The organism is Arthrobacter sp. B6 (genome assembly GCF_001663775.1).
Lineage (GTDB): Bacteria > Actinomycetota > Actinomycetes > Actinomycetales > Micrococcaceae > Arthrobacter.
Genome location: NZ_KV467168.1, coordinates 2,761,431 through 2,777,820 on the forward strand (window position 1 = coordinate 2,761,431; position 16,390 = coordinate 2,777,820).

At 66.8% G+C, this 16,390-nt stretch carries 15 protein-coding genes and 1 riboswitch; of the genes, 9 read left to right on the top strand and 6 right to left on the bottom strand.

The window, feature by feature from the left end; translation table 11 throughout:
* Positions 1–24: 24 nt before the first annotated feature.
* The 3 genes from AU175_RS12190 to AU175_RS12200 form a co-directional block, all read right to left on the bottom strand.
* Complete coding sequence (locus tag AU175_RS12190) at positions 25–1,206, bottom strand: cation:proton antiporter (protein ID WP_066289142.1); 1,182 nt, start codon at positions 1,204–1,206, stop codon at positions 25–27.
* A 5-nt stretch (positions 1,207–1,211) separates the two neighbouring features.
* Positions 1,212–1,694: a cation:proton antiporter regulatory subunit gene (locus AU175_RS12195; protein ID WP_066289145.1), complete on the bottom strand. Its 483-nt coding sequence runs from the start codon at positions 1,692–1,694 to the stop codon at positions 1,212–1,214.
* A 135-nt stretch (positions 1,695–1,829) separates the two neighbouring features.
* The gene (locus AU175_RS12200; protein ID WP_066289147.1) at positions 1,830–3,233 is read right to left on the bottom strand and encodes an MFS transporter; all 1,404 of its coding nucleotides are present in this window, start codon (positions 3,231–3,233) and stop codon (positions 1,830–1,832) included.
* Positions 3,234–3,424: 191 nt separating this feature from the next.
* Here AU175_RS12200 and AU175_RS12205 point away from each other — a divergent pair, with 191 nt between their 5' ends.
* The 6 genes from AU175_RS12205 to mnhG are packed head-to-tail and all read left to right on the top strand — an operon-like array spanning position 3,425 to position 9,853.
* Entirely contained in the window at positions 3,425–6,430 is a 3,006-nt protein-coding gene (locus AU175_RS12205) for a Na+/H+ antiporter subunit A (protein ID WP_066289149.1), read from the top strand.
* Positions 6,427–7,035 carry a Na(+)/H(+) antiporter subunit C gene (locus tag AU175_RS12210; RefSeq protein WP_066289151.1) on the top strand — a complete coding sequence of 203 codons (609 nt, stop codon included), beginning with the start codon at positions 6,427–6,429 and terminating at the stop codon, positions 7,033–7,035. Before AU175_RS12205 ends, AU175_RS12210 begins: the two co-directional genes overlap by 4 nt.
* Positions 7,032–8,636 (top strand): Na+/H+ antiporter subunit D, encoded by a 1,605-nt coding sequence (locus AU175_RS12215; RefSeq protein ID WP_066289154.1) that lies wholly within the window; start codon positions 7,032–7,034, stop codon positions 8,634–8,636. The genes AU175_RS12210 and AU175_RS12215 overlap by 4 nt, the downstream gene beginning before the upstream one ends.
* A complete protein-coding gene (locus AU175_RS12220) occupies positions 8,633–9,178 on the top strand; it encodes a Na+/H+ antiporter subunit E (RefSeq protein WP_066289158.1) in 546 nt (181 codons plus the stop codon). Before AU175_RS12215 ends, AU175_RS12220 begins: the two co-directional genes overlap by 4 nt.
* Positions 9,175–9,453 (top strand): monovalent cation/H+ antiporter complex subunit F, encoded by a 279-nt coding sequence (locus tag AU175_RS12225; protein ID WP_066289162.1) that lies wholly within the window; start codon positions 9,175–9,177, stop codon positions 9,451–9,453. Before AU175_RS12220 ends, AU175_RS12225 begins: the two co-directional genes overlap by 4 nt.
* Complete coding sequence (mnhG, locus tag AU175_RS12230; RefSeq protein ID WP_066289166.1) at positions 9,443–9,853, top strand: monovalent cation/H(+) antiporter subunit G; 411 nt, start codon at positions 9,443–9,445, stop codon at positions 9,851–9,853. The genes AU175_RS12225 and mnhG overlap by 11 nt, the downstream gene beginning before the upstream one ends.
* Positions 9,854–9,959: 106 nt before the next feature.
* Here the strand turns inward: mnhG and AU175_RS12235 are convergent, their stop codons facing one another.
* The 3 genes from AU175_RS12235 to AU175_RS12245 form a co-directional block, all read right to left on the bottom strand.
* Positions 9,960–10,223, bottom strand: coding sequence for a DUF4235 domain-containing protein (locus tag AU175_RS12235; protein WP_066289172.1), 264 nt, complete (start codon positions 10,221–10,223; stop codon positions 9,960–9,962).
* A gap of 86 nt (positions 10,224–10,309) precedes the next feature.
* Positions 10,310–12,457 carry a hypothetical protein gene (locus tag AU175_RS12240; RefSeq protein ID WP_066289174.1) on the bottom strand — a complete coding sequence of 716 codons (2,148 nt, stop codon included), beginning with the start codon at positions 12,455–12,457 and terminating at the stop codon, positions 10,310–10,312.
* Positions 12,458–12,604: 147 nt separating this feature from the next.
* Complete coding sequence (locus tag AU175_RS12245; protein WP_066289177.1) at positions 12,605–13,147, bottom strand: heme-degrading domain-containing protein; 543 nt, start codon at positions 13,145–13,147, stop codon at positions 12,605–12,607.
* Between the two features lie 57 nt (positions 13,148–13,204).
* Positions 13,205–13,347: riboswitch (TPP riboswitch) on the top strand.
* A 62-nt stretch (positions 13,348–13,409) separates the two neighbouring features.
* Here AU175_RS12245 and AU175_RS12250 point away from each other — a divergent pair.
* From AU175_RS12250 to AU175_RS12260, 3 genes are read left to right on the top strand one after another with little or no spacing between them, the layout of a single operon-like run.
* The gene (locus AU175_RS12250; RefSeq protein WP_066289178.1) at positions 13,410–14,030 is read left to right on the top strand and encodes an ECF transporter S component; all 621 of its coding nucleotides are present in this window, start codon (positions 13,410–13,412) and stop codon (positions 14,028–14,030) included.
* Positions 14,030–15,574: an ABC transporter ATP-binding protein gene (locus AU175_RS12255; RefSeq protein ID WP_066289180.1), complete on the top strand. Its 1,545-nt coding sequence runs from the start codon at positions 14,030–14,032 to the stop codon at positions 15,572–15,574. The genes AU175_RS12250 and AU175_RS12255 overlap by 1 nt, the downstream gene beginning before the upstream one ends.
* A complete protein-coding gene (locus tag AU175_RS12260; protein WP_066289182.1) occupies positions 15,571–16,365 on the top strand; it encodes an energy-coupling factor transporter transmembrane component T family protein in 795 nt (264 codons plus the stop codon). The genes AU175_RS12255 and AU175_RS12260 overlap by 4 nt, the downstream gene beginning before the upstream one ends.
* Positions 16,366–16,390 lie beyond the last annotated feature (25 nt).

Here is a 16,390-nt window from a genome sequence, read left to right on the forward strand (position 1 = left end):
ACGCGAGGTTGCCCTTAGAGCGGGCTAAGCCTGCGCCGGCACCCGGACCGGGCGGACGAAGGCCTTCAGTACCGGCTCCACGTAGCGGGCTGCCAGCGGTCCGATGATGGCCATCAGCAGGACGTAGGCCGTGGCAAGGGCGGCAAGTTCATCCGGGACCGCACCCGAGGCCACAGCCAGGCCGGCAATGACAATGGAAAACTCGCCGCGGGCAATGAGCGCCGCCCCTGCGCGGAATCGCCCGGGACGGGCGATTCCTGCCCTCTTGGCTGCCCAGATTCCGGTGAGCATCTTGGTGGCGGCAGTGATGACGGCCAGGACAAGGGCCCATCCAAGGACCGGGGGGATGGACGACGGATCGGTGTTTAGTCCGAAAGCCACAAAAAAGAGGGCCGCGAACAGGTCACGCAGGGGCTCAAGAATGCGGGTGGCGCTATGGGCGGTGGCCCCTGAAATGGCGATGCCGAGCATAAACGCCCCCACCGCCGCTGAGACCTGCAGGGCTGAGGCAATGCCCGCCACCAGCAGCGCCAAACCCAGGAGATTCAGGAGGAACACCTCGGAGTTTTCGCTGTGGACCGCCTGCGAGACCCGGTGGCCGTGCCGGAGCGCCACCATCAGGACCACCGTGACCACGGCCAGGGAAATGGCCACCGTGGTCAGCCCGCCGAGGAAACTGACGCCGGCAAGGGTGGCGGTGAGGATAGGCAGGTAGACGGCCATGGCCAGGTCCTCAAACACGAGGATGGATAACACCACAGGTGTTTCACGGTTACCGATCCGGCCCAGGTCGGTGATCACCTTGGCGGCGATGCCGGAGGAGGAAATGTACGTTACGCCGCCCATGACCATGGCGCCCACGGGGCCCCAGCCCAGCAGCAGCGCGAGCCCGGCACCGGGGATGAAGTTCAGCACCAGGTCCAGCACACCGGCCTGCCAGGATTTGCGCAGACCGGTGAAGAGCTCGGCAGCCGTATATTCCAATCCGAGCATAAGCAGCAGCAGGATGACGCCGATTTCACCAGAGAGGTGGGCGAATTCCTTCATGCCTTCCAGCTCAACAATCCCGCCCGCCCCGAAGGCGAGGCCGCCCACGAGGTAAAGCGGGATAGGAGACATTCCGATCCGTCCGGCCAGCCTGGCCAGGAGGCCAAGGCAGAACACAACGGCCCCCAGTTCAATGAGGGTCAGGGCCAACGGGTCCATGCCGTTCAGCCGTTGCGCAGGATATCGGCTGCCGTGTCAAGGCCTTCTTGCGTACCCACGGCGATGAGCAGATCGCCCGGGTGGAGTACGACGTCGGGACCCGGCGACGGGAGAACTTCGCCTTCACGCATGATTGCCACAATGGAGACACCGCACCGCGTGCGGATACACGCCTTGCCCATCGGCTGGTCCTGGAAGGGGGAACCCGGGGCGATGGAGAACTGGCGGGTGACGATGCCGGGAATCTCCCTGTGCTCTTCGGCCAGCTTCATGGCCAGGTGCTGTCCACCCAGCAGGTTGCCGAGGGTGGCTGCTTCATCCCCTGTGAGGGGTATGGAAGCCTGGCACGTGTCGGGGTCATCCCAGGTGGAGACGATCAGCTCCGTCTGGCCTTCCCGCAGCTCCACCACGCCAATGCGGCGTCCTGAAGCAGTCATAAAATCCTTCCGGCGGCCGAGGCCAGGGAGGTCCGTCTCATCCACGTTCATGGCTCCAGCCTAATCCGCGCGCGGCTGTTTGGGGCGTCCGCCGCTCAGGACGCGGATGCGGGGTCTTAAGTGTACGTTCGCGCTGTTTGCGGGCGGATTCATCCAGGCCGCGGGGGGCTTAAGTGTACGTTCGCGCTAGACGGCGGGGACCACGGCAATGGGAGCCTTGTCCGGCGACTTGACCGGGAGGAGGACCAGCAGGCCGGCCAGGAGCACCACCATGATGCCCAGGATGCCCCAGCGCTGGGCCTCGCCAGGTGCCACCAGGGGAGTGGCAAGCGCGATGCAGAGCGTGAACAGCGAAGGCGCCAGGAAACTGACGGCGCGGCCGGTGGTGGCATACAGGCCAAAGAACTCGCCGGACTCACCGTGCGGAGCGAGCCGGGCCAGGTAAGCCCGCGAGGAGGACTGGGCAGGACCGACGAACAGGCAGAGGAACAGCCCGAAGACCCAGAAAGTGGTGCTGCCGGCCCACTCCATACCAAAGAAGACGTAGTCCCCGTTGCCCAGCACCAGGATGACGGTCCCGGCGATCAGCAGGCCCACCAGAGACCCGATGATCACGGACTTGGGCCCCGCCCGGTCGTCCAGGAAGCCACCGATAACTGCGCCCAAAGCAGCCACCACGTTGCCGAAGATGGCGAAGAAGATGACCTGCGAAAGCTCAAACCCGAACGTGCCGGCCGCGATGATTCCGCCGAAGGTAAACACGGCGGCCAGGCCGTCACGGAAGACCGCGCTGGCCAGCAGGAAGTAGATGGTGTGCGGGCTCGTGGCGTAGATGGCCTTGATCCGGCGGATGAGCAGGCCATAGGAGGCCAGGAAATCCAGGGCTTTCGCCCGTCCGGGCCGGGGGAGTTCCGGTACTGCGAAAAGGACCGGCAGGGCGAAGATGAAGAACCACAGGGCGGAGAAGACGGCCACCAAACGGATGTTCAGGCTGTCCTCCGTGGACGCACCGAACCAGTCGAAGCTTGGCTGGACGAACAGCTGCAGGACCGCCAGGAGCGCCACGATGCCCCCGAGGTACCCCATGGCCCAGCCAAAGCCGCTGACCTTGCCGATGTTCTTCGGGGTGGAAACCTGCGTGAGCATGGCGTTGTAGTTGACGCCGGCGAACTCGAAGAACACGTTGGCGAGCGCAATGAGGGAGACTCCCAGCAGCAGGAACTCCGGCCGCGGGAACACAAAGAAGCACAGTGCGGTGAGGATGGCGACGGCGGCCGTGTTGACCCCCAGCCACAGCTTGCGCCGCCCGCCCGCATCCGAGCGCTGGCCGGTCACCGGGGCAAGCACAGCGATGGCGAAGCCGGCGACGGCTAGTGCACCGCCGAGGACCGCAGAGGCCTGGTCCTCGCCGCCGAAGGCGTTGGACGTCAGGTACACCGTGAACACGAACGTGGTCATCACGGCGTTGAAAGCGGCTGAGCCCCAGTCCCAGGCGGCCCACGCGAAGACCCGGCCCTTGCTGGCGGACCTGTTTCCTGACCCAAGTTCCGACGGCGGCTGCATGGCCTCGGGAGCGCTGGCGGTGTTCATAGGCTGAATGGTATCCGCCCCTGGCGAACAACCGGCGGACAAACCCCGGACACCCGGGAATCCTGCCTGCCGTCCCACTCCCGCGGCAGGAGTGCCTGTTGCGCCTTGATAAACTGAGGGCACTCAAATCTTACGGATGACCGCCTGCTCTTACTTTTGACAATCGAATCCCTGACGTTGCGGAGAAATTAGTGATCACAGTCCTTGCCGTGCACTTTGCGGTGGCTGCTGTGGCGCCCTTTCTGTTCAGGGCCTGGGGGCGGAACGCGTTCTATGCGCTGGCTGCCGTCCCGGCCGCGTCATTCCTCTGGCTGGCGCTGCAGCACGGTGCGGTCTACTCCGACTCCGGCTCGGTTTCCGAGGTGTTCCCGTGGATTCCGGGACTCAAGCTGGAGTTCGCCTTCCGGATGGATGCCCTGGCCTGGGTGATGTCGCTCCTGGTGCTGGGGGTGGGGGCCCTGGTGCTGGTCTACTGCGGACGGTATTTCAAGAAAAAGGACCAGGACCTCGGCGGCTTCGGCGCCCAGCTCCTGGCTTTCGCGGGCGCCATGTTCGGCCTGGTGGTGGCGGACGATCTTCTCCTTCTGTTCATCTTCTGGGAACTCACCACCATCCTCTCCTACCTGCTGATCGGCTTCGCCCGCACCCGGCTTGCGGCCCGCCGCTCCGCCCTGCAGGCACTGATGGTCACCACCGCAGGCGGACTGGCGATGCTGGTTGGCCTGATCATGCTCGGCTACAGCGCCGGCACATACCGGCTTTCGGCCATCCTGGCGCAGGCTTCCGAGCTGGTTACGGGACCCTCCGGCGCAACGGTGGGAGCCGCCGTCGTACTGATCCTGGTGGGTGCCATCACCAAATCCGCGCTGGTCCCCTTCCACTTCTGGCTCCCGGGTGCCATGGCGGCGCCCACCCCGGTCAGCGCCTACCTGCACGCCGCGGCGATGGTGAAGGCGGGGATCTACCTCGTGGCACGGCTGGCGCCTGGCTTCGCCGAGACCGCTTACTGGCAGCCCGTTGTCTTGGGGCTCGGGCTGGCCACCATGCTGGTAGGAGGGTACCGGGCGCTCCGCCAGACGGACATCAAGCTGATCCTCGCCTACGGCACCGTCAGCCAGCTGGGCTTCCTGACCATGGTGGTAGGACTCGGTACGCCCGACGCCGCACTGGCCGGACTCGCGATGCTCCTTGCGCACGGGCTGTTCAAGGCCACGCTGTTCCTGGTGGTGGGCATCATCGACCACCAGTCCGGGACCCGCGACGTCCGGAAGCTTTCCGGCGTGTTTAGGTCGTCCCGAGCCTTGGGAATCGTGGCCGGCATCGGCGCCGCGTCGATGGCCGGCGTCCCGCTGCTGGCAGGGTTCGTGGCCAAGGAATCGGTCCTGGAAGCCTTTGTCCACCACGCGCAGAGCGGCCCGTGGGGCGCAGTGGTGCTCGCGGGCATTGTCCTGGGATCCATCCTGACCTTCGCCTACAGCGCCCGCTTTATGTGGGGCGCATTCGCCGCCAAGCCCGGAGTTGAGCGGACCCCGTTCAAGGCGGTCAGGCCATCATTCCTCGCGGCCCCCGCCCTCCTGAGCCTCCTCACCATCGCTTACGGCCTGTGGCCGGCCCCCGTGGACGCGTGGATCCAGCCGTACGCGGCCCTCTTCGCTTCCACCGAGCCCGACGCCGGAACAGCGGCCGAGCAGGCCGGCCACCTCGCGCTGTGGCATGGGTTCACTCCAGCCCTGGGACTGACGGCGGTCACCTTCGCGCTGGGCCTGGCGATGTACTTCGGACGCACGCTCGTGGCGCGGGCGCAGGAACGCGTGCCCGGCTGGATCGACGGCGACCGTGCCTACCAGTACACCATTGGGGCGCTGGACGACACCGCCGTCTGGATCACCGGCCGCACGCAGCGCGGTTCGCTGTACTTCTACCTGGCAGTCATCCTCACGGTGGCCTGTGTCCTTCCCCTCGCCGCCATGCTGGTTTACAGCAAGCCGCTGCCCGACAACCTCTATTTCATCGACCCCAATTCGCCGCTGCAGCTGGTGGCGGCGGCGGGCATCGTGATCGGCGCCCTCGCGGCCGTTAAGGCCAACAAAAGGTTCCTTGCGGTCCTGATGGTTTCCGTGACCGGCTACGGCATCGCCCTCATGTTCGCCCTCCAGGGTGCACCGGACCTGGCCCTTACCCAGATGCTGGTGGAAACCATCATCCTGGTGGCCTTCGTCCTGGCCATGCGCAGCCTGCCCCCCGAACTCCGGGACCGAACCGGCGGCAAATACCGGGTGGTCCGCGTCATCATCGGGCTGGGCTTCGGCGTCACCATGATTTTCGCTGCCATCTACGCCATGGGCGCCAGGATTGCCACCCCTGTTTCCCTGGAGTTCCCCCGACTGGCCTACGAGGGCGGCGGCGGGCTGAACATCGTCAACGTGACGCTCGTGGACATCCGGGTCTGGGACACGTTTGGCGAGATCGCGGTCCTGGCCCTCGCCGCCACCGGTGTTGCCAGCCTGATCTTCGTCCGCAGCCGCGGCGACCGCATCCTGATGTCCGCCGATGTTGCGGAGGGGAGTGTGGGCCGCCGCACCGGCATCGATCCGGGTTCCCGTGACGCTGCCGCCCTGGCCATCAGCAGGAAGTTCGCAGCGTCCACCCGCGACGCCTGGATCGTGGCAGGCCGGACGCTGGCGCCGGAACGGCGCTCCATCATTTTCGAAGTCGTCACCAGGCTGATCTTCCACTCCATAATCATCTTTTCCCTGTATCTGCTGCTGGCCGGGCACAACCTGCCCGGCGGCGGTTTCGCCGGCGGGCTGACCGCGGGCCTGGCGCTCACCATCCGCTACCTGGCCGGCGGACGCTTCGAACTGCGTGAAGCCACCCCCATCAGCGCCGGAACGCTCCTGGGCATCGGACTCGCGACGGCGGCCGCCTCGGGTGTGATGCCGCTCCTGCTGGGCGGCCAGGTCTTCCAGACGGCCATCATCGAATTGTGGCTGCCCGTTTTCGGCGACATTAAGTTCGTCACCTCCACCATCTTCGACATCGGCGTCTACATCGTGGTGGTGGGCCTGGTGCTGGATGTGCTGCGCAGCCTCGGTGCCGAGATCGACGAGAACGTCGAAACCCAGTCGTCTGCTCCTGCCGAGGAGCAGGAGCCGCTGGGTGTCCCTGCCGGAGCCACGGCCGAGGGCCAACCATGAGCGTTAACCTGACCCTCCTCGCCGTGATGGGTGCACTCTACGCGTGCGGCATCTACCTCCTCCTGGAACGCAGCCTCACCCGCGTGCTGCTGGGCCTGATGCTCCTGGCCAACGCCACCAACCTGCTGCTCCTGGCGACCGGTGGTTACGCGGGCCTGGCGCCGCTCTACGCCAAGGACACGCCCGCCCAGGACTACAACGATCCCCTTCCCCAGGCGCTGATCCTGACCTCGATTGTCATCTCGTTCGCGGTAACGGCCTTTATGCTCGGCATCATCTACCGGACCTGGGTCCTGGCCAGACAGGACGAGATCCAGGACGACGTTGAAGACCTCCGCGTCGCCGAAACGCCCAGCTTCGACGCCGAAGACGATGCCGAAATCCCCATGGAGACGTCCGAGTTTCCGCTGACCATGCTCGGCAGCAACGGACGCTCCGTTTCCGACCACGGCCCCGTGGCGTACCAGGGCACGGCGGAAGGCATTCCGGCATCCGGGGGAACCGTCACGGCCGGCGCCAGGGAGATCGCCGCGACCGACGCCGCCGCCGAAGAGAAGCCCGGCTCCCGGAATGTAAACCCAGGCCCCGAAGGAGGTGTGAAGTGAACATCGCAAGCTTTGCCCCGCTCGCCGTCGTACTTCCCATCCTGGGCGCCGCCCTGACGTTTGTGCTGATCAGGCACTCACGGGCGCAGCGGACGGTCAGTATCGCGCTGCTCTCCCTCACCCTCGGGCTCGAATGCCTGCTCCTCGCCTCCGTCTGGGAGGGCGGGACCGCGGCGGTGAACGTCGGCGGCTGGCTGCCGCCCTGGGGAATCGTGATGGTGGTGGACCAGTTCTCCTCCCTGATGCTGGTGGTGTCCTCCGCCGTGAGCCTCGCGGTGCTGGTGTATGCCACCGGGCAGGGCATGGCCGACGGCGACCAGGACGCACCCGTGTCGATCTTCCACCCGACGTACCTGATCCTGGTGGCGGGCGTGTCCAACGCCTTCCTGTCCGGGGACCTCTTCAACCTGTATGTGGGCTTCGAGATCCTGCTGACCGCAAGCTATGTCCTGATGACGCTGGGCGGCACCGGCCCCCGGATCCGCGCGGGCGTCACCTACGTGGTGGTGTCCGTGGTCTCCTCGGTCCTGTTCCTCATTTCCATCGCCATGGTTTACGGCGCCACCGGTACGGTGAACATGGCAGACCTGGCCATCAAGCTCGCGGACCTTGACGAGGGCACTAGAACCCTCCTGCACGTGATGCTGCTGGTGGCGTTCGGCATCAAGGCTGCCGTGTTCCCGCTTTCCTTCTGGCTTCCGGACTCCTACCCCACGGCGCCGGCGCCGGTCACGGCGGTGTTCGCCGGCCTGCTCACCAAGGTGGGCGTCTACGCCATGGTCCGGACCGAGACGCTCCTGTTTCCCGGCGACTCCCTCAACACGCCATTAATGGTTGCTGCGCTGCTCACCATGGTGGTGGGAATCCTGGGTGCCCTGGCCCAGAGTGACATTAAACGCCTCCTGTCCTTTACGTTGGTCAGCCATATCGGCTATATGGTGTTTGGCCTGGCCATGTCCTCAGCGGCCGGGCTGGGTGCGGCCGTGTTCTATGTGGCCCACCACATCACCATCCAGACCAGCCTCTTCCTGGTCACCGGCCTGATTGAACGCCGCGGCGGCAGTTCCTCGGTGGACAGGCTGGCGGGCCTGGCCAAACTCTCGCCACTGCTGGCGCTGCTGTTCTTCGTCCCGGCCATGAACCTGGCCGGCATCCCCCCGTTCTCCGGGTTCCTGGGGAAGGTGGGCCTTATGCAGGCCGGCATCGAACTCGGCACACCACTGGCGTACACACTGGTGATCGGCGGCGTGCTCACCAGCCTGCTGACCCTGCTGGCCGTCGCCAGGGTCTGGAACCGTGCCTTCTGGCGGGAACCCTCCGACGCAGACCACCCCGATGCCGTGCTTCTCGCTCCGCGCGAGACATCTGACACCGGTCGCCGCGGCGGCCGCAACAATGTCACGCTGCTCCCGCGGACCATGGTGGGCTCCACCCTCGGACTGGTGCTCCTGGGCGTTTCGCTCACGGTCTTCGCCGGCCCGCTGTTCAAGGTTTCGGACCAGGCAGCCCAGGACATGCTGGACCGGTCCTCCTACATCCAGGCAGTCCTGGGCGAAGAGACATCCGTGCCGCTGATCCTGACGTCCGGAGGCGGCAAGTGAGCCGCCGGCGTGTCTCCCTGCGCCAGGAGTTGCCGCTCCTGGTCTGGCTGGTCATTGTCTGGGGTGCGCTGTGGCAGGATTTCAGCCCGGGCAACCTCCTGTTCGGGGCCATCCTGGCGGTCGCCGTGGCACGGATGTTCTACCTTCCGCCGGTGGATCTCAGCGGCCGCTTCAACGTCCTGCACGCAGTGCCATTCGCGCTGGGATTCCTTGCCAAGGTGGTGGCCGCAAGCTTCCAGGTCATGTACCTGGCGGTGCTCCGTGGCCCGAGGGTGAGGAACGCCGTCGTGGCGGTTCCGCTGCGGAGCCACGAGGACCTGATGGTAACCGCCACCGGCCATGTCATCTCCCTGATTCCGGGATCCCTTGTGGTGGAGGTGGACCGTTCGACGTCCACGCTGTACCTCCATGGGCTCAACATGAGCACGCCGGAGGACGTTGAGAAGCTGCGCCGGCAAGTCAGGAACATTGAGGCCAGGCTGATCCGCATCATGGGCACCCGGCAAGAACTGGACGCGATCAGGCAGGAGAACGCAGCATGATGGAGATCGTCCTGGCCGTCACGGCAGTCATCCTTTCGCTGGCGGCCGCCGGAGCCATCCTCAGGATCGCGAGGGGGCCGTCACTGCTGGACCGGGTGCTGGCCTCGGACGTCCTGCTGTCCATCCTCGGGGCGGCCCTGTGCGTGGACATGGCCGTGAACAGGCACCTGAACAACCTCATGCTGCTGGTGGCACTGTCCATCATCGGATTTATCGGATCGGTAACCGTTGCCCGCTTTGTGGCCGACCGGCGGGAGCAGCTCCATGAGTCCTGAGCCCGCCGCGCTGGACACCGTCATTGACACTGTGTCCGCCGTTTTCATGATCGTGGGGTCCCTGATGTCCCTGGCCGCAGCCGTCGGCCTGCTGCGGTTCCCTGACCTCCTGAGCAGGATGCACGCCGCCACGAAACCTCAGGTCCTGGGGCTGTTCCTGCTGCTGGCGTCCATTGGCCTGCAAATGCGCACCTGGTGGGTGTGGCCCGTGCTGCTGGTGGCCTGGATCTTCCAGCTGCTCACCGTGCCCGTGTCGGCGCACATGGTGGGCCGGGCTGGCTACCGGACCAAGCACCTGCACCGCGAGCTGCTCAGTTCCGATGACCTCGAGGCCGTAGTGCAGAAAGCCGCCGCCAAAGCATCCCGGGAGGATGCCTCGGACGGCGGCCGGCAGGACTGACCTCAGCCCAACCCTTGGAGTTTTTGTCCACATCCGGCGACTTCAGGACCCATCAAGTCGCCGTATCTGGACAAAAACTCCAAGGGGTGGGCGGGAATTCAGGCCCCTAGACGATGTCCTGGCTCTTGGCGAAGCGTGTGATCGCCCGCTGGGTGCCCCGGTTGGCGAGGACCTGGATAACGGCGCTCACGGAGGCGGAGACCAGTGCGAACGTCAGCGCCGTCCGCAGGGTCGTGGGAACATCGTCCTTCCCGCCCTTCGGCGGCTTGTTGCCGGTGGTCTTTTCCCAGATCGCGTCAACGGCCTTGGTGCCGGCGAATCCGGCCAGCAGGCTGATGCCCGTGCCCAGCAGCTTGATGAAGAAGTTCATTCCCGTGCTCCTTGCGTCTTAAATACAGGACTTCTCCTAGCCTAGCGTCATCGCCCCCGCCGTCCGTCCCGTCCCGGACCTGCCGCTTATGGCGCAGGCACCAGGCCTTCCCAGGCAACCGTCCAGCCAGCCGGGAAGCCCGGGGCATGCCGGTCCGGTCCGCCATCCCAGCCTGCCGCCATCAGGGCGACGGCGGCCAGCAGTCCGCCGTTTCCCGGCAAATAGAGGGGGAGGGAATCCGTCTGCCGGTTGTGCCCGTTCGGCAGGACCGTGTTCTTCCCGGCTCCCAGCAGGAGGGCAGCGACGGCGGTCTCCGGGTCTTCCAGCCGGGCCGCCGTCATGGCCATCACAGGGTAGTCCCAGCCCCAGGTGCTGTCCCAGTCCCAGTCGGCGAGCACATCGGCAAGCGTGGCGCGCATGGTCTCCGGATCGATCAGGCTCGTCTGCGGCAGCACGCCCAGCGCGCACAGCATGGACGGGTGGTCCGTGCGGATGGTGAAGGGCTCGACGTCGATCGCGGCGTAGACGCCGTTCACGGTCCGCGGGCGCACCATGCCGTCCGCAACGGCCCGCCAGTCCTCGCGGGATGGCAGGCCCAGCCGCTCCCGCCACGTGTTGGCAATGTTGAGCCCCCACTGCCAGTACGCCAGTTCGAAGGTGGGGTTGGTGACGGCGCCCCGGATGGACTCATAACTTTCCTGCGCTGGGATCAGGGGCGGTCCAAGCTCAAAGCCGCGCGCCGTGGGGTGCGCGAAGCCCGCCATGAACCCGGCCGTTTCGAAGACGATGTCCGCGAATTCCTCCAGCAGATCCCGGGACGGCTCGGCGCGGTAGGCCAGCTCGGCCAGGTGGATGGGGTGCGGCTGCTGCCAGATCAGGAAGGTGCCGATCGGACTGGGGCTTTCGCGCCCGTCCGGGCCTACCTGCTTGGGCCAGCGGACGCCGTCGAACCCTTGGGCTTTGGCCGTCTGGCGGCCCGACTCGAGGATGGTTGCGTACCAGCGGAGGCTGGGAAGCAGCAGTTCCGTGCGGTTCCAGAGGGCGAAGTGCGCGGCGTGCCACCAGTGCATCTCCAGGTGGAAGCGGCCGCGCCAGGAGTTGCACACCAGGCCGGTCTCCTGCGGCGGCAGGGAGCCGGCACAGTTGATCGCAGTAAGGTACTGCGAGAGGACGATCCTGCGCTCAAGTTCAGCCGCCCGCGGGTCCGGCGTGCCGTGCAGTTCGACGGCGCCGCCCGACTGCCAGAAGTCCGGCCAGTATGCCCGGGAGGCCTGGGCGACGCCGGATCCGGTGCCAGGGCACGGCCGTCCGCCGGTTCCCCGGGTTGCGCATTCGCCCTGGCCGGTGCTGGTGAACTGGACTGCCAGGTCCAGGACGTCCCGGCCCGCTGCCGCGTGCAGCACCAGCTCGTGTTCCCCTGGCTGTTCCAGCCGGAGGTCCTTCCCGGACACCGTCACCTGGTAACCCGATCCGTCCAGGCTGCGGTCCACCGTCCAGTACTCGAGTCCGGCCCCGGCCCCTGCAGGTCCCGCCAGGGTGGTGGTGTGGGCATCTGGACGGTTCCAGTCCGCGGCGTCGTGCCACGCATCGGAACCGTAGGGGAAGGCGAACGTGATCACCAGCCCGTGGTGCAGGGCCGGGGACTCCACAATGAGGCCGAGCTGGTCCCGGTCCGGATGGCAGGCTGTGGTGACTTTGACCGGATGGCCCCGGAGGCTGAAGGTGCTGGTGACGGTTCCGGTCCAGAGGTCGAGGGTCTGGACAGGGGCGACGACGTCAGCCGGGGCGAGGCGGAGGGCAGTGCCGCCGGCATCCGCCCACGCGAACCCAATCCGGCCCAGGTCCAGGCGGTGCGGGTTGGCCCGGAGCCAGGTTTGAGCAGATGAGATTTCGGTTTCCCGGCCGTCCACGATGTCGCCCACCATGTCCACATACGGTACGGGGCCGCGGGGGGAGTCGTAGAGGACCGTGGAACCGGCCAGGCTGTACTTCCCTGCCGCGGGAATGGAGTGCCAGCCCCACTGGGACTGTGTGCCGAGCAACGTTCCGGGCGGAAGTTCGCTGCGCGCTCCCACGGGATACCCGGCCGGGAACGTTTGAAGCCCGGTAAGGTCCACAGTGAAGCAGAACTCGCCGTTGCCCACGGAAACGGGGCTGCGCGGGTCCAGGCTCCGTTGCTCCACGTTGTGGCGGCGGACCAGGGCTTTGCGGTCGATGATGTGCTGGCTGCGCATGCGCACGCCCTCCTGAGGCTGTCGGCTCTGACTGCTGCTTCCCGCGGGCGCTGCCCGAGAAAACGCTTTCCGAAACGACATCATCCTTGTGGCATCCGGACAGGGTGTCAACCTCGGCAGTTGGGAAAGATGGACCGCCGGCCGTGCTCACCCCGTGCGCATGGAGCCCAGTATTTCGCGCAGGGCTTCCACTGCGAGATCGTGGTCCCGCTGCTGCGGCAGCCCGGAAACGGTCACAGTGGCCACGGCACCCACCCCGGCTACGTATACAGGGAAGGAGCCGCCGTGCGGGGCGTAGGTGGACTCGTCGAACCAGCCGTGGTCCTCGATCCGGCCGCCGTGCAGCCTGCCGCGCAGTCCCACCAGCAACGACGGGATTTCATACCTGGCCGCTGTGCGCTGCTTCGCCCGGATCCAGTGCTCGTTGTCCGGGGTAGCCCCGTCCAGGGCAACGTGGAAGAGCACCTGCTCACCCTTGGTGATGTCGATTGCGATGGGAAGCCGGCGGGTCTTTCCCAGCTCCACCAGGAGCAGCCCCAGATTGAGGGAATCGTCTTTAGTGAAATGCGGAAACTGCAGCTCGCTGATCTCCGCTTCGATCCGGGCAATCAATGCCTCCAGCAACCCTTCCCCCTGGGCCAGTCTCGAGTCGGGGTTGAACACAGTCACAGTCGGGTTATTGGCAGTCATGGCCCACAATCTACTCTCCCTGCGGTGTAAACTGGACCACGCCCATCAGGGCAGATTAATAAACGACAGGGGAGCGCCGCCGTCGGGCATCGCTGGCATTGCCAGGGGACCGCAGGTGGGCGCTGAGAGTGCGGGACAGCCGCAGACCCTCGAACCTGATCCGGTTAGTACCGGCGCAAGGGAGTCGAGTTCTCGAAGTGTCCGGCAGGGCGGCCAGCCCATCGCCGGGACACTTTCCCCTCCTGTTCCTCAGGAGGATCACATGAGCACTGCAGCAATCAAAAAGACCGGCAACACCTGGCGCATCGTGGACATCGTGGTGGCCGCCCTCATCGCCATCGCCGGCGGCGTGATCTTCTGGGCCTGGTCCCAGGGCGCCGCCGCGGTTTCGCCACCCATTAACGCCGTCTACCCGCCGCTGACAGGCCTGATCGCCGGCGGCTGGATGATCCCGGCGGTGCTGGGCATGCTTATCATCCGCAAGCCGGGGGCAGCGCTCTTCTGCGAGACGGTGGCCGCCATGGGCGAACTGATCATGGGTTCGCCGTACGGCGCCTCCGTGTTGTTCTCCGGCCTCGTCCAGGGCCTTGGTGCCGAAATCGTTTTCGCGATCTTCGTCTACAAGAAGTTCAACCTGCCCGTTGCGCTGCTGGCGGGCGCTGCTGCCGGACTGTTCTGCGGCCTGAACGACTCCTTCGCCCCCTGGGGCTGGAACATCGCCTATGCCGCCGGGGACAAGCTCGCATACATCGTGTTCACCGCCATCTCCGGAGCGATCATCGCCGGTGCCCTGTCCTGGATCGCCACCCGCGGCCTGGCCCGGACCGGCGTGCTGAGCTCCTTCGCGTCCCGCAAGGCTGCGGCGGAGCCCGTCTTCTCCTGATGCCCGCAGCTTCCGACGGCGGCGCCTCCTCTCCGACGCGGCCCGCCGCCGTCACTGCCCGCGGCTGGGGCTGGCGGCACGCCGGCCGGTCCCGGCCTGCGGTCCACGCACTGGACCTGGACATCCGGCCCGGAGAGCGCGTGCTCCTGCTCGGCCCCTCGGGGGCCGGCAAGTCCACGCTCCTCCACGCCCTGGCCGGGGTGCTGGGCGATGTGAACGATGACGGCGAAGCCGGCGATTCGGACGAGTCCGGTTCGCTTCTGATCGACGGCGGTGCCCCACGTGAGCGGCGCGGCCGCGCCGGTCTGATGCAGCAGGACCCCGAAACCCAGGTGGTCCTCTCCCGGCTCGGCGACGACGTCGCCTTCGGCGCAGAGAACCTCGCTGTGCCCCGCGATGCGATCTGGGCGCGCGTGCATGAGGCGCTGGACGACGTCGGACTCTCCCACCTGCCGCTGGACCATCCGACGTCGGCCCTGTCCGGCGGGCAGAAGCAGCGCCTGGCGCTGGCCGGCATCCTGGCCATGCGGCCGGGGCTGATCCTGCTGGACGAACCCACTGCCAACCTGGACCCCGCGGGTGTGCTCGAGGTCCGCGACGCCGTGGGCCGCTGCCTGGACAAGACCGGGGCAACGCTTGTTGTGGTGGAGCACCGGGTGTCCGTCTGGAAGGACCTGGTGGACAGGATCGTGGTGCTGCAGCCAGGCTCCGCGTCCGATCCAGCGGTGCTGCTGGACGGACCGCCGGACCGTGTGCTCGCCGAGGCCCGGGACATGCTGGCCGCTGCCGGCGTCTGGGTGCCCGGCTTTGTTCCCGCCACCCGGAACCGCGCTTCCGACGGCTCCGGCGACTTGCTGCTTGCGGCTGAGGAACTTGCCGTCTCCCGCGAACGGCCGCGCCGCCGCCGCTTCAAATCCATCCCTCCAGTTCCGGTGCAGCACGGCATTTCAGCCCAGGTCCGCGCCGGGCAGGCCCTGACCATCACGGGTCCCAACGGCGCGGGAAAGTCCACCTTCGCCCTGACCCTGGCCGGTCTGCTGGCTCCCGTTGGGGGAAGTGTTTCGGCCACCGTGGACCTGAGCCAGGGCGCGGGCATCGACCCCTACACGTGGAAGGCGGACCAGCTGATCGCCCGCATCGGGACCGTCTTCCAGGAACCCGAGCACCAGTTCGTCACCGGCAACGTCCTGGACGAGCTGATGTTCGGACCACGGCACCTGGGCCGCGGCGAGGAGCGGGTGGACGAACTCCTGGAACGGCTCCGGCTGACCGAACTCGTGGACGCCAACCCCTACACGCTCTCCGGCGGTGAGAAGCGCCGGCTCTCCGTGGCCACGGTGCTGGCCGCACACCCACAGGTGCTGGTCCTGGACGAGCCGACGTTCGGACAGGACGCCAACACCTGGGCAGAGCTCGCGTCCTTCCTCTCCGAGCTGCTCGACGACGGCACCGCCGTGGTGTCCGTGACGCACGACGTCGAATTCAGCGCAGCGCTCGGTGGTACCGAGCTCCGGCTCGGTACCACCGAAGCGGTGGCCTCATGAGGCAGGAACTGACGCTCCGGGGGAACCAGGCCCTGCTGACCCGGGCCAATCCGCTGAGCAAGTTCGCCGCCGTCGTCTTCATGACCGTGGTGCTGGCGCTGTCCATCGACTGGGTTTCCGCTTCCGTGGCGCTCGCCTGTGAACTGCTGCTTTTCCCGCTCGCCGGGCTGACCCTGACGCTGCTGTGGCAGCGCGGCTGGCCGCTGATCCTCGCGGCCGCCGTGGGTGGCTGGAGCACCTCCATCCTGGCGCCGGACAGCGGCAGGATCCTGCTCGACGTCGGCATCTGGTCCATGAGCGAAGGCTCCCTGGAGCTCGGGATGGGCTTTATGCTCCGCGGCCTGGCGATCGCCTTGCCGGCAGTGCTGCTTATGAGCTGCACCGATCCCACGGACCTTGCCGATGCGCTGGCGCAGAAGGCAAGGCTGTCGCACCGGTTTGTGCTCGGAACGCTCGCGGCCATGCGGCTTGTGGGCCTGATGGCCGAGGAATGGCAGACCATTGGCATGGCCCGCCGCGCCCGCGGCGTAGGCTCACGGGGCACCCCGCTGCAACGGGTCAAGGCCACGCTTGGCCAGAGCTTCGGACTTCTGGTCCAGGCCATCCGCCGGGCCTCGCGGCTTGCGGTCACCATGGAGGCGCGCGGCTTTGGCGGCGGGGACCGGACCTGGGCGCGGGAATCCACCTACAGCCGGCTCGACGTGTGGGTTCTGGCCGGCGGTTCCCTGATGGCCATGGCTGCGGTGGGGGCTGCAGTGTTTGCGGGGACGTGGAGTTTCGTCGGCGGATAAGGCGCGGGACTTAGCACTGGAAGCC